This is a genomic window from Gordonia sp. ALPHA1B1 (genome assembly GCF_005502615.1).
GTDB classification, from domain to species: Bacteria; Actinomycetota; Actinomycetes; order Mycobacteriales; family Mycobacteriaceae; genus Gordonia; species Gordonia hongkongensis.
In genome coordinates this window covers 20218-34484 of the sequence record NZ_SCOC01000012.1, presented here as the reverse complement: position 1 = coordinate 34484, position 14267 = coordinate 20218, and the positions used below count along the sequence as shown (strand labels likewise).

The following is a 14267-nucleotide window of genomic DNA, read 5'->3' as shown; positions in this document are numbered from 1 at the left end:
ACGGGGTTCGCCAGGTGCGGTCTATCCCACGCCCGACGGACAGGTGACAAAAGTCCCTGGTGATCGCACGCGCTCGGTCTCGGCGCGGAACGGGCCGGGTCGGGCGCCGGTCACGTGTCAGCCGATTCGTCCCGATCCGCCGGAGATCCACTGGCCGGTATCCGGGTCGAGAACCGCGGAACGGAACTCGCCGTCCGCACCGATCTCGGTGATCTTGTCGACCTGCCCGTCCCGATCGCTGTCCGTGTACACCGTAAACCCGTCGGGCCCGTTGCGGGTGAGCGAATCGTTGATGCCGTCGTTGTCGGTGTCCACCTCGGCGGGTCCGAGATCCCAGATCCGGCCGTCGTCGTGCATCCACAAGTGATCGTCGAGATCGTCGGACGCCGGTGTCTCGTGCAGTTCGGCCACCGAGTCGACCGAGTGCGGGTCGGCGCCCTCGGCCGCGCCGAACAGCGAGGCCTCCTCCGGGCGGGCCGGGTCCGGAAGGTCGTCGGGGAACATCGGGTCCATCGAGATCACTGCTTCCCGTCGTCGTGGCCGGCCCGGGCGACCCCGGCCGTTCCGTCGTCATGCCCTCGGTCGTCCCGACGTCCCGCCGGATCGTCGGATTCCTCACCCGGGTCGTCGGTGCGGGAGGCGACCGCCCAGAGCGATTCCGACCGCGCCACCAACTCACGGCGGATCTCCGCCGCGCGCTCGCGACGGGTTCGAGCGTCGCGGACGCCGACCCCGCTGCGCAGTCGGCGGATCTCCTCGTCGAGGCGCGCGACGTCGGCCGCCACCTCTCGGTTACGGCGTTCGTGCGCCCGGGCGATCTGGCCGGCGATCCGGGTCTCGGCCGCGGTGACGCGCAGGGCGAGCTGGTGATCGAGTGTCGCCCGCGCCTCGGCGAGGAGCTCGGCGGTGCGTGCCTCGCGATCGGAACGCTCCGCAGCACTGCGCCGGACACGGATCACCCACGCCGCGACCGCGACTCCGAGGATCAGGGCGAGCGGCATGCTGACCCACTGCAACGTCTGGACCGACTCCATCGGTGCGACGACGAGACGTCCCACACCCAGACCGGTCGAGGCCCCGAGGACGACCACCAACGCGTCTTCGGCGCCTGCGCGCCGCGCCCGGCCGCTCGACCGCTCGGTGTGGAGGGGTACCGCGGGCCAGTCCTCGTCCGCCGACGGCTCCGCGTCCAGGCCCACCAGGGCGGTCGACCGGACCGCGTCGACGCGCTCGTCGGCGCGACGACGGACGCCGTCGGCGAGGGCGGCCCAGCCGGTACGGACCCAGGCGCCGTACGCAGAATTCGCGGCGGGAGCGTGGCCGGCGGCGGACGCCGCCAGATCGCGCACCCCGGCGTGCAGTTCCGCCGACGTCTGCGATCGGACGCGCGCGAGTCCGGCGCGCACGGCCGCCAACCGGTCCGGGCGTCCGCGGTCACGTGCGGCGACCAGTTCGCGACGCACGGCCAGGAGATCATCGACGGCAACCTGTGCGGACGCCGCCTCGTCGGCGCCGCTCGCCGGCGCGCCGAGGAGGTGCTCGACCGCCCCGAGGCCCGCCGCGAGCCTTGCCCGCTCGGCGCGGAGTACGCCCGGCGCGTCAGTCGTCTCACGCAGCCACTCCACGAGGGCGTCGATCCCCGACTCGTCCACCGCACCCTCGAGGGCCGCGACCGACGACACCCCGAACAGCGGCAGCGTCGCGAACGGGTCGAGGACGGCCCGGTGGGCGCGCACGGTCCGCGGCCACTCCCAGAACGCGTCGATCTTCGTGCACACGATCGCCACGGTCCCGACCTGCGCGCGCATCTGCTCGACGAGGAGACGTTCCTCCTCACCGACCGACGACGACGGGTCGACGACCACGACCGCCGCACCGGCCGACGCACCCGAGCGCCCGCCGCGGGCGACGATGTCGAGGTCCGGGGCGAGCGCCCGGCAGGCCTCGACCAGCGTGCGGACGCCCACTCCGTCGGTCCCGACGACCAGCACGTCGGTGCCCGCGTCGACCCCGATGGCGTCGAAGCCGGTCAGCTCCCGCGCGGCGGCGAGTGCCGTGTCGGTCATGTGCCCGCTCCTGCCCCGGCCAGAAGTCGCTCGGCACCGGCGCGGTCGACGCCCGCCGCGGCCGCCTCCTCCAACCGGGCGCGCAACTCGACCTCACGCCAATGCCGAATCCGGTCGACTCGCTCCCCGATCGGTCCCGCGAGATCAGGAACGCCGCTGGCGTCGCGGAGCGCCCGGCTCAGGGCCTCGGCGTTCGCGGCCACGGCGGAACGGGACTCGATGAGCGCGAGCGCGGTGTCGATGCCGTAGGCGTCGAGCCGGCGCAGCAAACCCTGCCGCATCAGCCGTTCGTCGGAACCCGGACGTCCCACGAGGAACCGGCCGGCCATCGACGGCATGCCGACGCCTGCGGCCGCCATCGTCGCCAGCGCGGCGAATTCGGCGTCGTCGAGGTCGGCGCAGGCCAGCAACTGCGAGACGGGGTACACCGGCGTGTCCAGACGCCCGGCACACGACGCCGCGACCTCGACCGCAGCATCCCAGTCGCCGTGCGTGTCGGCCTTCCCGAGCACCACGAGCACACGGTCGGCCGGGAGGGACGCGAAGAGTTCGCGGTCGGCGCGCCGCGGCGGTCCCGCCAGGACCAGAACCCACAGATCGGTGTCAGCGGCCCCCTGCTCGTCCTCACCGGGCCCGATCACGGTGAGCGACAGTCGTTCTCGCAGCGCACGAGCCATCGTGTCCCGACCGGTCCCGGGCCGGCCGACGACCTGGACGTGCAACGGACGGAGGAAACGCCGGCCCGCGCCGGCCAGGACGGGCACGAGCGGCGACACCGGGTCGACGAGGTCGACGAGTCGTCCCTGCTCGGCGGCCGTCCACAACTCGCTCCCGGCGGGCACGCCACGCCGGCCACCGTTCACCGGTGCCCCCACCGCAGCCTCCTCGCCATCCGACCCCTGCGCCTCCCACGACCCGCGTCCACCGCACCGCCACCCCGGGCATCGGCGCACGTGAACCGCGACAGGGCCGAGAATAATCGGGATCGGGGCGAACGGCGGAGACAGCTCCACATCCCCTCGCGGGGCCGGACGGGTCCGCGTCCGCACCGCTGCCGTCCGGGCCGCCATTCCCCCGCGACTTCGCCGCGACGGGACGATGCGCAACGATGGACGCGTGAACAACAGCCCCGACAGGTCCCGGTTGTACCCCCGCGTGACGAGCTTCCGCTTCCGCCGCGGCACGCTGACGACCGGTCAGCAGCGCAACTGGGAGACCCTGTGGCCGGTGCTGGGCCGCGACCTCGAGATCGGGCCGGAGCGGGTCCCCGAGCCGCAACTCGACCTCACCGAACTGTTCGGGCGCGAGGCCCCGAAGGTCCTCGAGATCGGCAGCGGTACCGGCATCTCGACCGCCGCGATGGCCGAGGCCGAACCGGATGTCGACGTCGTGGCCGTCGAGGTCTACAAGCCGGGCCTGGCCCAGCTCCTCGGCCTCGTCGACCGCAACGGCCTGACCAACGTCCGCCTGATCCGCGGCGACGCGGCCATCGTCCTCACCGAGCTCATCCCGTCGTCGAGCCTCACCGGTGTGCGGCTGTTCTTCCCCGACCCGTGGCCCAAATCGCGTCACCACAAGCGACGCTTCGTCCAGACCGGCACACTGGAACTGATCGCGGACCGGCTAGTCCCGGGCGGGGTGCTGCACATCGCGACCGATCACGCCGGTTATGCGGAGTGGATCGCGGAGGCGCTCGCCACCCAGGACGCCGACCGCCCCCACGTCGTGCAGTTGACGCGGGAGTCGCCGATCTCGCTGCAGCGGCCGACGACGAAGTTCGAGGGACGCGCGGAGCGCGAGGGCCGCTACGTCAGCGAGTTCGTCTACACGCGGCCCATCCCGCCGGCCACCTCGACCGGCGACACCCCGACGGGAGCCCGCCATGAGTGACCACAGCCCGACCGGCTTCGCCGACACCATCTCCGGCCAGACGGGGACGCGCCGCATGCTGCTGTTGTGGGACGCACCCAACATGGACATGGGCCTCGGCGCCCTGCTCGGCGGACGCCCCACCGCCGCGCACCGTCCCCGGTTCGACGCCCTGGGCCGGTGGCTGCTGCAGCGGACCGCAGATGTGTCCGCTCTCACCGACGGAGGCGGCGCGGTCGAGCCCGAGGCCACCGTGTTCACCAACATCGCCCCTGGTAGCGCCGACGTCGTCCGGCCGTGGGTGGACGCTCTCCGTAATGTCGGTTTCGCCGTGTTCGCCAAGCCGAAGCTGTCAGACGACAGCGATGTCGACTCCGACATGCTCGACCACATCGAACTTCGCAGGCACACTGTTGGACTAGCCGGCGTGATCGTGGCGTCCGCCGACGGTCAGGCATTCCGCGAACCGCTGCTCGAGGTGGTCGGCGACGGGGTGCCCGTCACCGTCATCGGGTTCCGCGAGCACGCCAGCTGGGCACTGAGCACCGAAGAACTGGAGTTCATCGATCTCGAGGACATCCCCGGCGTGTTCCGCGAGCCGCTGCCACGCATCGGCCTGGACTCCCTGCCGGACGAGGGCGCCTGGCTCACACCCTTCCGCCCGCTCAGCGCCCTGTTGCGCTGACCTGCGGCGTCGTGGCCCTGCCGGGGTCGTCGGGCGACGGTCCGCGACCCGGCATCCGACGCCGATGCGGGTGTGCCCGCACGTGACCCCGAGGCCCACGCCTCAGGGATCACTCAGGCAACACTGTCAGGATCTTTCGGGAAACTGACAGAATCGCCACCGGCGCCCCGAGACGACGGCGCCGAAGAGGCCCGACCAGTCGTACACGAAAGGACATCGCGTGTTCCGGTTCATCGGCACATTCGTCTACCGAATGCGCTTCCTCGTCATCGCGGTGCTCATCGCGATGATGGCCGGACTCGGGCTGTACGGTCTCGATCTCGGCAAGCACCTCAGTCAGAGCGGCTGGTTCGATCCGACGTCGGAGTCCGACACCGGTGCGCGCTACGCCGACCAGGCGCTGGGGCGCGACCACACGTCCGACATCATCCTGCTGGTCACCCCGCCGGAGGGCACCCGCGTCGACGACAAGGCGTTCGGCGCGAAGGTCGAGACGTTCGTCGAGGACCTCATCGCGACGCACCCCGACATCGTCGGACGCGCCGATCCCGGTCTGTACGACCCGTTCCTCGTCCAGCCCGCGCAGAGCACGCTGCAGGAGCGGCTGTTCACCGAGGACGGCAGACACGCCTTCATCAGCATCGGCGTCGCCGGCAACGACGACACGACGGTCCTCAACAACTACAAGACCATCGAACCGTTCTTCGAGGACATACCCGAGCGCTTCGACCTGCCCGGAACGACCTTCGAGCTCGCCGGTCTGCAACCGGTCGCCGGATCGATGGCCGAGGGCATGGACAAGGACATCCACCGCGCCGAGGTCCTCGCGCTGCCGCTGGTGGCGATCATGCTGTTCTTCGTCTTCGGCGGCGTCGTCGCCGCGTGTCTGCCCGTCCTCATCGGTGGTCTGACCATCGCCGGCTCGCTGGGCATCATGAAGATCCTGGCGCTCACCACCGAGCTGAACATCTTCGCGCAGTCGGTGGTCACGCTGATTGGTCTCGGCATCGCGATCGACTACGGCCTGTTCATCGTGTCGCGTTTCCGCGAAGAACTCGGTGAAGGCTATTCGACCAAGGCCGCGGTCCGAAGAACCGTGATGACCGCCGGTCAGACGGTGGTCTTCTCCGCGACGATCATCGTCGCCGCCCTGGCGTGTCTCCTGATCATGCCGCAGGGATTCCTCAAATCCGTCGCCTACGGCGCGATCGCATCGGTGTCCCTCGCCGCGATCCTGTCGATCACCGTCCTCCCGGCGATCCTGGGCATCCTCGGACCCCGCGTGAACATGCTGTCGATCAGCACGGTCATGAAGTACACCGCGGTCCCGCTGGCCCGCCGCTTCTCCGGCGAGGACCGCGCAGCGGCCATCGAGAACCGGTTCAGCGGTCGCATGAAGACCAGCCAGGAAGTCGAGAACGGCTTCTGGGGCCGACTCGCGACGTGGGTGATGAAGCACCCGGTCAAGACCGCGGTCCCGACTGTGCTCCTGTTACTCGCGCTGATCATCCCGTTCGGCAGCATCCAGTTCGGCGGGATCAGCGAAAAGTTCCTGCCGCCGGACAACCCCAACCGGGTCGCGCAGGAGAAGTTCGACGAATACTTCCCGAGCGAGCGAACCGAGGCCATCAAGCTCGTCATCATCTACGACGAGTCGAGCCAGGCCGACCAGAACAAGCTCGACGCCATCGCGCAACGCGCCGACGCGGTCCCCGGCTTCACCAACAAATTCAGCGACGCCGACAAGTCCGACTTCGGGTCGTTCGACGCCGAGCGGTACCCGAACGTGGGCGTCTACCAGGTGTCGGCTGGTCTGGTGGACCGGAACACCGCCGCCCAGGCGATCGAGCAGTTGCGCGCGATCGACACCGAGGGCCTCACGATGTACGTCTCGGGTACCCCGGCCCTCACCCAGGACTCGATCGACGCGCTGATGCAACGGCTCCCGCTGATGGCCGTCATGCTCGTCCTCATCACCGGCCTGCTGATGTTCCTGCAGTTCGGTTCGATCGTCCTGCCGATCAAGGCCGCGCTCATGACGGCCCTGGGTCTCGGTGCCACGCTCGGCATCCTGACGTGGATCTTCGTCGACGGTCACGGCGCCGAGCTGGCCAACTTCACCCCCGGCCCGCTGTTCGCAGCGGTGCTCGTGCTGATCATCGCCATCGTGTTCGGCCTCTCGACCGACTACGAGGTGTTCCTGCTCTCCCGCATGGTCGAGGCCAGACAGAAGGGCGCGAGCACCACCGAGGCGATCCGCAGCGGCACCGCGCACACCGGCGGCATCATCACCGCGGCCGCCGCGATCCTGGTCGTGGTCACCGGCGCGTTCAGCCTGTCCGAGATCGTGATGATGAAGTACATCGCGTTCGGCATGATCGCCGCGCTGATCCTGGACGCCACGGTGATCCGCATGCTGCTCGTCCCGTCGGTGATGAAGCTGCTCGGGGACGACTGCTGGTGGGCACCGCGGTGGATGCGCGTGGTCCAGCGCAAGATCGGCCTCGGCGAGACCGTCCTCGACGACGAACCCGACGAACAGCGCGACGCCGGTGCCGGCGCCCGTCCGATGAGTGCGGGCACCGTGGTGGCCGAGGCGCCGACCTCGGTGATGGCCGCGGCACGCAGGCAACCGGTCGCCGCCGGCGCGGTCCCCGCCCGGGGTCGTGTCCCGGGCGCCGTCGGTCGCCCCGCCGCACCGGCGCGGCCCGCCCCGGACCGACCGCTCACCAACGGCCGCCCGGCGGGTCAGGCCCCCGACCAGCGCACCGGTTCCGGGCCCACCCCGACTCCGCCGTCCCCCTCGGGTCCGCCGCCAACCACCACCGGCCGCCCGGGTACTGCGCCGACCCCGCCGCGCACTCCGCCGGCGCGCGTCGGACCGACGCCCGCTCCCGGTGCCCGGACCCCCGAGCCGGCCGGACGCCGCCCCGCGACGCCCTACCGCCGCTCCACCGTGTCGAAGGGCGATCGTCCCGACACCGGCGGCTGGAGCCTCGGCGAGGGTGGCATCCGACTCGGCGACCCCGCACCTCGCTCGGAGAACGGGGACCGTCCGACGGTCACTCCCCCGTCCGCGCCGCCACGGGTGCCGGAGACCGGGCGGCCGAATCCCGGAACCGCCCGGCCGACGCCGGAGCCGACCGGCCAGCGCTCACCGCTCGGACGCCGGCCCGCGCTCGACGAGACCGGTCGTCGCCCCCTGGCCGCCTCGGTCAGCCCGGAGACCTCGACCCCGTCGTCTCGGAGTCGGCGCAGCAACGGTCCGTCGCCGATGGAGCGCGGACTCAGCGCCGATGCGACCCCGGCCGCCGCGCGACCCGACGCCGGTCCGGCCTCGGGTGAGCAGGATCGCCCGGCCGACGAGCCGAACCGTCGCCGGCGGCCGCGTACCGACCGGCACGCCCGGTCCGACGAGACCGGTGACGACGGCCAGATCAGCGTCCAGGAACTGCTGAATCGGAGCCGCTCACAGAAGTGACCGCTCGGCGGCCACGGGTCTCGTAAGCGGATTGATCGCGAGTCACGATCAATCCGGGATGGGTCGGCACTGGGCTTTGCGCTGATGTGACCTACCGCACATCCCGCGCATGATGTCTGCCAGCACATCAACGCTGGAGGGACAGCCGCATGACTTCATCCACCACCTGGACGTCGCCGGAGCATCGCAGAAGCGTTCTCTGGGTCGTCTCCCTTGCCACCATCGCAATCGTCTTCGACGGGTACGACCTCGTCGTCTACGGCACGGTCCTGCCCACCCTGCTCGACGACCCGGCCCAACTCGGTCAGCTCACCCCGGCCACCGCCGGGGCGCTGGGTTCCTACGCGCTCATCGGCGTCATGATCGGCGCGCTGCTGGCCGGGCGGTCGGTGACCGGGTCGGTCGCCGACGGATGATGCTGTTCAACATCATCTGGTTCTCGGTCGGCATGGGTGCGACAGCCCTCGCCACCAATCTGACCTCGTTCGGCATCCTGCGATTCCTGACCGGCATCGGAATCGGCGGCCTGGTCGCCACCGCCGGCGCGATGGTCGCCGAGTTCGCGCCGCCCGCGAAGAAGACCTGTTCAACGCCATCGTCTACAGCGGTGTTCCGGCCGGCGGCGTGCTCGCCGCGATCCTGGCGATGGTGCTCGCCGACCACGCCGGCTGGCGCGGACTGTTCTGGGTCGGCGCACTGCCCCTCGTCACGTTGCTGCCCCTCGCGCTGCTGCGGATGCCCGAGTCGCCGCAATGGCTCGCCACCCGGGGTCGTCTCGCCGACGCGGAGGCGGTCTCGGCGCGCACCGGAATCCACGTCGGCCCCGCTCGGCCGGTCGCGGCCACCGCACCCGCCGCAGCCGAGAAGGTCGGTTTCGCGGTCCTTGCCTCGCGTCGCTTCGCCGGTCCGACCCTGCTGCTGGGCGTGATGAGCTTCGTCGGCCTGCTGCTGACCTACGGTCTCAACACATGGCTGCCGCAGATCATGAAGGAAAGCGGCTTCAACGCGAAGGGTTCGCTGTCGTTCCTGCTGGTCCTCAACGGTGGCGCCATCGTGGGCGGACTCATCGCGGCGCGATTCGCCGACCGCCGGGGACCGCAGCAGGTCGTCGCGACGTCGTTCTGCCTGGCGACGTTCGCACTCATCGGACTGACCCTGTCCCTCCCGCTGCCGGTGCTGCTGGCCGCGGTCGCCGTCGCCGGTACCGGCACCATCGGCACCCAGGTCCTGATCTACGGTTTCGTGTCGAACTTCTACCCGACCGAGGCACGCGCCGCCGGCGTGGCCTGGTGCGCCGGCTTCGGTCGACTCGGCGGCATCTTCGGTCCGGTGATCGGCGGCCTGCTGATCGGCGCCGGGATCTCCTCGGCCACCGCGTTCCATCTCCTCGCCGGGATCGCGCTCATCGGTGCCGCGGCCACGATGCTGGTCAAGTCACCCAAGCCGGCAGACGCGCCCGCGAGCGGTTCGCTGACGACCTCGGGGCTCGCCGTCAGCGAGTGACCCGGCGGGACCCGCCACCGTCGAACACGGCCTGGTCGAGGACTCAGTCCTCGTCCAGGCCGTGTTCGATCACGTAGCGGGTCAGTTCCACGCGGTTGCCGAGCTGGAGTTTGCGGAGAGTGGCCTGGACGTGGTTCTCGACGGTCCGGTGACTCAGGTCGAGGCGCCGCGCGATCTGCTTGGCGCTCAGTCCTTTTGCGACCAAACGCAGCACCTCGGTCTCACGCTCGGTGAGCGCGGGCGCGGCGGGTGCGGCGTCGGGCTGCTGGGACATGCGCCGGTACTCGCCCAGCACCAGCCCCGCGAGACCCGGGGTGAAGACCGCCTGGCCGTCGGCCGTCGCCCGGACCGCGTCCACCAGTTCTTCGCGTGACGACGACTTCACCAGATAGCCGCTGGCCCCGGCCTTCACGGCCTCGAGGACGTCGTCGCGCTCACCCGATGCGGACAGCACGAGGATGCGGGTCTTCGGCGAGACCTCCAGGACCGCCGTCGTCGCCTCCGTACCGGTGCCGTCGGTCAGCTGCATGTCCATCAGGACCACATCGGGGGTGACGGCGGCCGCACGTCGACCGGCACTGCCCACGCCGTCCGCGGTGGCGACGACGTCGAATCCCTCGTCGGCGAGATCGCGGGCCACCGCCTCTCGCCAGATCGGGTGGTCGTCGACGACCATGATCCGCAGCGGCGCCCGCCCCTCGTCACTCCGGCCTGCACTCATACTTGATGCTCCCCTTCGCCGTTCAGCTCTCGTCCCGCGGGACGGTGAACTCCCATTCCGTACCCGCACCCGGTTCGGTGTCGAGGCGCGCGGCGCCGCCGAGGGATTCGATCCGTCCGACGATCGACTTCGACACCCCGACGCGTCCCTGCGCAACCGCCTCGGCGAGCCGGCCGTCCGGGATGCCGATCCCGTCGTCTCGCACACTCACCACGACGTCCCGCCCCAGATCCTCCACCAGGATGTACGCACGCGCACCGGGACCGGCGTGGTTCACGACGTTGTCGAGCGCGTTGACCACCGCCGCGCGGATCTCCGCGCCCTTCTGCGCTGACACCATGACCGGGTCCGCGGGAGCACTCACCGACACCCGCGCGTCGGCGAAGACGCGCAGGGCGGCGGCGAGATCAACGCTGCATTGCGCATCGGGGTCGGCGGCGACGGGTTCGTCCGTGTCGGAGATCAGCCGACGCAGCGTACGCTCCTGCTCCGCCGCGAGGGTGGCGAGTTCACCTGTCGGACCGCCGATCTCGCGTCCGCGACGCGCGATCAGCGCGAGCACCTGGAGTACCCCGTCGTGCACCTCACGGGAGAGCCGTTCGCGTTCCTCGGCAGCCGCGGCGATCCGCGCCGCCCGGGACAGCTGGTCCTGGACCCGACGCGCGTTCGCAGCCGCGAGCCCGACCGCCATGCCGGTCGCCACGATGACGATGATGGTCGCATTCCGACCGAAGTCGAGGTTCAGTTCGCCCTTCACGAAGGTGCTGGTGCCGCCGATGATCAGCCCCGACACGATCCCCCCGACCGGGCCGGTGAGGATCGCGACCGAGATGACCGCGTTGGTGGCCCACAGCGTCGTCGGCCAGGTCTGGTTGTTCCACGCCCACTCCGCGCCGGCGACATACGACGTCGACAACATCAGCGCGCAGACGACGAGCACCTCGGCACCGACCCACACCCGGTTGCGCGCGAACCCGACGAAGTAGCCGATCCCGCTGACCAGCGTCCACGCGGAGAGCAGGCCGAAGAGCACCCAGGCGACGCCGCCGCGGTCGAGGTCGGGATTGACGGCGATGTGGAAGCCGAGTGCGTACAGATAGGACAGCAGCCGGAAGATCTGGGCGCCCCGCCACAGCGGACCGACCGGGTCGTCGTCGATGACGCGTGCCAGACGATCCGGATCGGTGTCCCGGTCCGGCGGGCCGACCTCGAGCCCCGACCACCGGCGCGTCACGTTCCCGCGCCCCGACCGTCCCCGTCCCGGTCACTGCCCTCGCGGTCGGTCTCGACCTCGTCCCGGCGACCATCCGCCGGGCGTTCCGATCCTGGGTTCCCGGCCTTTGAGGGGGTGCCGGGGGCCTCGCGTGCGAGCGTCTCGGCCGCGGCGTCGGGATCGTCGGTGTCCCACGCCGGTGAATCCGGCTCGGCGACGACCCCCGGGCGCCCGTCCACGGGCTCGGTCGAGTCCCCCTTCAGGCGTCGGATCGCGGTGTTGAAGAACGCGATCAGGGGCACCGCGAGCAGACCACCGATGATGCCGGCCGACACCAGGCCGGCCGCGATCCCGAGCACCACCGCAACCGGATGCAGGCGCACCGAACGCCCGAGCAGGAACGGTTGCAGCACATGGCTTTCGAGCTGCATGACACCGACGACGATGGCGAGGGCGACGACCGCGGCGATCCAGCCCTGGGTCACCAGGGCGACGAGCACCGCCAGCGTGCCGGTGACCAGGGCACCGACGATCGGGATGAAGGCGCCCAGGAAGACCAGCGAGGCCAGCGGAAGCGCCAGGGGCACTTGCAGGATGGCGAGTCCGATCCCGATACCGCAGGCGTCGACGAAGGCCACCGCGACGGTCGCCCGGACGTACCCGACGAGTGTGCCGAAACCGGCGATACCCGCCTCCCACACCCGATTCCGATTGGTTTCTGGGATGAGCTTGACCGAGAACTGCCAGATCTGACCACCGCCGTAAAGGAAGAAGATCAACAGGAACAACGTCAGCAGGGCGCCGGTGATGATCTCGCTGGCCGTGGTGGCGGTGGCCAGCGCACCGCTGGTGACACGGTCCTGGTTGTGCTGGATGAAGTCGAGCGTGTCGGTGCCGAAGTTGCGCACCTGGTCGCGATCGAGCCCGAGGGGCCCGTTGATGAGCCATTCCCTGGTCTTCTCGACGGTCACGGTGACCTGCTCGGCGAGTTCGGGAACACCGTCGATGAACTCACGGACCACGAAGGTCATGACGGCGGCGAGCAACCCGATCGCGACGACGAGGTTGACGATCACCGCCAGCGAACGCGGCAGACCGCGCCGGTCGAGTGCGTCGACCCCGGGAACCAGCATCGCCGAGATCAAGATGGCGAGGGCGACCGGCACGAGGACTTCCTCGAACTCCCGGAACAGCCTGGTCGCGACGTAAGCGGCCGCGACCAGGAGCAGTAGCCGCCACGCCCACTCCGCCGCCGCGCGTACCTGCGGATGGACCTTCGCCCGGTCGATGGACGCGAGGTCCCGGACGTCGCGCGGCCGGTCGGCTCGTTCGGCTTCGGTCACGAGAGTCACACTAGTGCTGCGCCTCGGTGACAGGAGTCCGTACACACCCCCGATTGCGCAGGTCGCCGACGGGGGTCGTCACCGACATCGGCCCCCCTACCCTAGGGTGGCACGTATGTCGTCGGAGGATGTTGGCTCGCCGGGGGGCGCGGCAGCCCCGGTGACCCGTCCTCGGTTCTGGTGGGTCCGATGGGTCCTGCTCACCGTCGTCCTGGTCATCCTCGCCGTCGAAGTCGTTCTCATCTGGCCCGAATTGCGGGGCGCCTGGCTGCGTATCGGCGAGATCGAGTGGCACTGGGTCGCGGCGTGTCTCGTCGCCGCGATGCTGTCGATGGACAGTTTCGCCCAGGTCCAGCGCGCACTGTTGCGCTCGGCGGGCCTGCGGGTCACGCAGTGGAAGTCCCTGTCGGTCATCCTCGCGGCCAACTCGCTGAGCCAGACGATGCCGGGCGGCCAGGTCCTCGCCCCCGCGTTCACCTATCGGGAAACCCGCAAGTGGGGTGCGACACCGGTCATCGCGTCGTGGCAGGTCGTCATGTCGGGCCTGCTCGCCGGCATCGGTCTCGCGGTGCTCGGGTTCGGCGGTGCCCTCCTGGCCGGAGCGAAGACCAGCCCGTTCTCGGTCGTCTTCTCCGTTGCCGGGTTCCTCGCGGTCGCGGTGGTCCTGCAGTACCTGGCCAGTCATCCGGAATCGTTGAAGAGCACCGGGATTCGAGTCCTGGGTTGGGTGAACCAACTCCGGAACAAGCCGGAGGACCACGGCACCGAGAAGTTGTTCGAGACCCTCGAACAGCTCCGGGCGGTGCAGCTCACCAAGCGCGACACCTCGGTCGCATTCGGCTGGAGCCTGTTCAACTGGGTCGCCGACGTCGGGTGCCTGATGTTCGCCTGCTGGGCGGTCGACGCCCACCCGAGCATCTCCGGACTGATGGTCGCCTACGCGGCGGGCAAGGCCGTCGGCTCGGCGATCCCCCTGCTGCCGGGCGGCATCGGCGTCGTCGACGCGGTGCTCGTCCCCGCACTGACCAGCGCCGGCATGCCCGCCGCCGACGCCATCACCGCGGTCCTCATCTACCGGCTGATCAGCTATGTGATCGTGTCGGGCATCGGCTGGGTGGTCATCGGTCTCATGTTCCGTAACCGCATCAAGCGCGACGACACGTTCATCGACGAGGTCGAGCGGGACGCCGACGCCCTCGAACGCTCGGCCGACGACCCGTCGCCCACGACGCCCGACGGTACGGCGCTCCCCATCCCGCCGCCGGATGGTGTCGAACCGCCGGGCCCGGGGGCCCCGCCCACGGACGGACCCGACAACCCGCAACGAGGGGACTCCGCACGAACGTCCGACACCGATCCGCCGTCGGACCCGGTACGGTAATCCAC

At 70.4% G+C, this 14267-nt stretch carries 10 protein-coding genes and 1 pseudogene; 5 read left to right on the top strand and 6 right to left on the bottom strand.

The window, feature by feature from the left end:
- Positions 1-117: 117 nt before the first annotated feature.
- The 3 genes from FFS52_RS10325 to FFS52_RS10315 are packed head-to-tail and all read right to left on the bottom strand — an operon-like array spanning position 118 to position 2941.
- Entirely contained in the window at positions 118-513 is a 396-nt protein-coding gene (locus FFS52_RS10325) for a DUF6802 family protein (RefSeq protein ID WP_137809621.1), read from the bottom strand.
- Between the two features lie 5 nt (positions 514-518).
- The gene (locus tag FFS52_RS10320; protein ID WP_137809620.1) at positions 519-2066 is read right to left on the bottom strand and encodes a hypothetical protein; all 1548 of its coding nucleotides are present in this window, start codon (positions 2064-2066) and stop codon (positions 519-521) included.
- Positions 2063-2941, bottom strand: a complete 879-nt coding sequence (locus FFS52_RS10315) for a hypothetical protein (RefSeq protein WP_137809619.1) — start codon at positions 2939-2941, stop codon at positions 2063-2065. Before FFS52_RS10315 ends, FFS52_RS10320 begins: the two co-directional genes overlap by 4 nt.
- A 223-nt stretch (positions 2942-3164) precedes the next feature.
- Here FFS52_RS10315 and trmB point away from each other — a divergent pair, with 223 nt between their 5' ends.
- The 4 genes and pseudogenes from trmB (at position 3165) to FFS52_RS10295 (ending at position 9604) form a co-directional block, all read left to right on the top strand.
- Positions 3165-3956: a tRNA (guanosine(46)-N7)-methyltransferase TrmB gene (gene trmB, locus FFS52_RS10310; RefSeq protein WP_058252240.1), complete on the top strand. Its 792-nt coding sequence runs from the start codon at positions 3165-3167 to the stop codon at positions 3954-3956.
- Positions 3949-4620, top strand: coding sequence for an NYN domain-containing protein (locus FFS52_RS10305; protein WP_137809618.1), 672 nt, complete (start codon positions 3949-3951; stop codon positions 4618-4620). Before trmB ends, FFS52_RS10305 begins: the two co-directional genes overlap by 8 nt.
- Before the next feature lie 220 nt (positions 4621-4840).
- Positions 4841-8101 (top strand): MMPL family transporter, encoded by a 3261-nt coding sequence (locus tag FFS52_RS10300; RefSeq protein ID WP_137809617.1) that lies wholly within the window; start codon positions 4841-4843, stop codon positions 8099-8101.
- 149 nt (positions 8102-8250) lie between these two features.
- Positions 8251-9604, top strand: a pseudogene (locus FFS52_RS10295) (aromatic acid/H+ symport family MFS transporter).
- Between the two features lie 43 nt (positions 9605-9647).
- On the opposite strand, the gene FFS52_RS10290 reads toward FFS52_RS10295, so the two are convergent.
- The 3 genes from FFS52_RS10290 to FFS52_RS10280 are packed head-to-tail and all read right to left on the bottom strand — an operon-like array spanning position 9648 to position 12881.
- Entirely contained in the window at positions 9648-10325 is a 678-nt protein-coding gene (locus FFS52_RS10290; protein ID WP_058252243.1) for a response regulator transcription factor, read from the bottom strand.
- A 22-nt stretch (positions 10326-10347) separates the two neighbouring features.
- Positions 10348-11559, bottom strand: a complete 1212-nt coding sequence (locus tag FFS52_RS10285) for an ATP-binding protein (RefSeq protein ID WP_065630330.1) — start codon at positions 11557-11559, stop codon at positions 10348-10350.
- On the bottom strand, positions 11556-12881 hold the full coding sequence (locus tag FFS52_RS10280; RefSeq protein WP_137809616.1) for an AI-2E family transporter: 1326 nt from the start codon (positions 12879-12881) through the stop codon (positions 11556-11558). Before FFS52_RS10280 ends, FFS52_RS10285 begins: the two co-directional genes overlap by 4 nt.
- Positions 12882-12996: 115 nt before the next feature.
- On the opposite strand from FFS52_RS10280, the gene FFS52_RS10275 reads away from it, so the two are divergent.
- Entirely contained in the window at positions 12997-14262 is a 1266-nt protein-coding gene (locus FFS52_RS10275) for a YbhN family protein (RefSeq protein ID WP_137809615.1), read from the top strand.
- Positions 14263-14267: the final 5 nt, after the last annotated feature.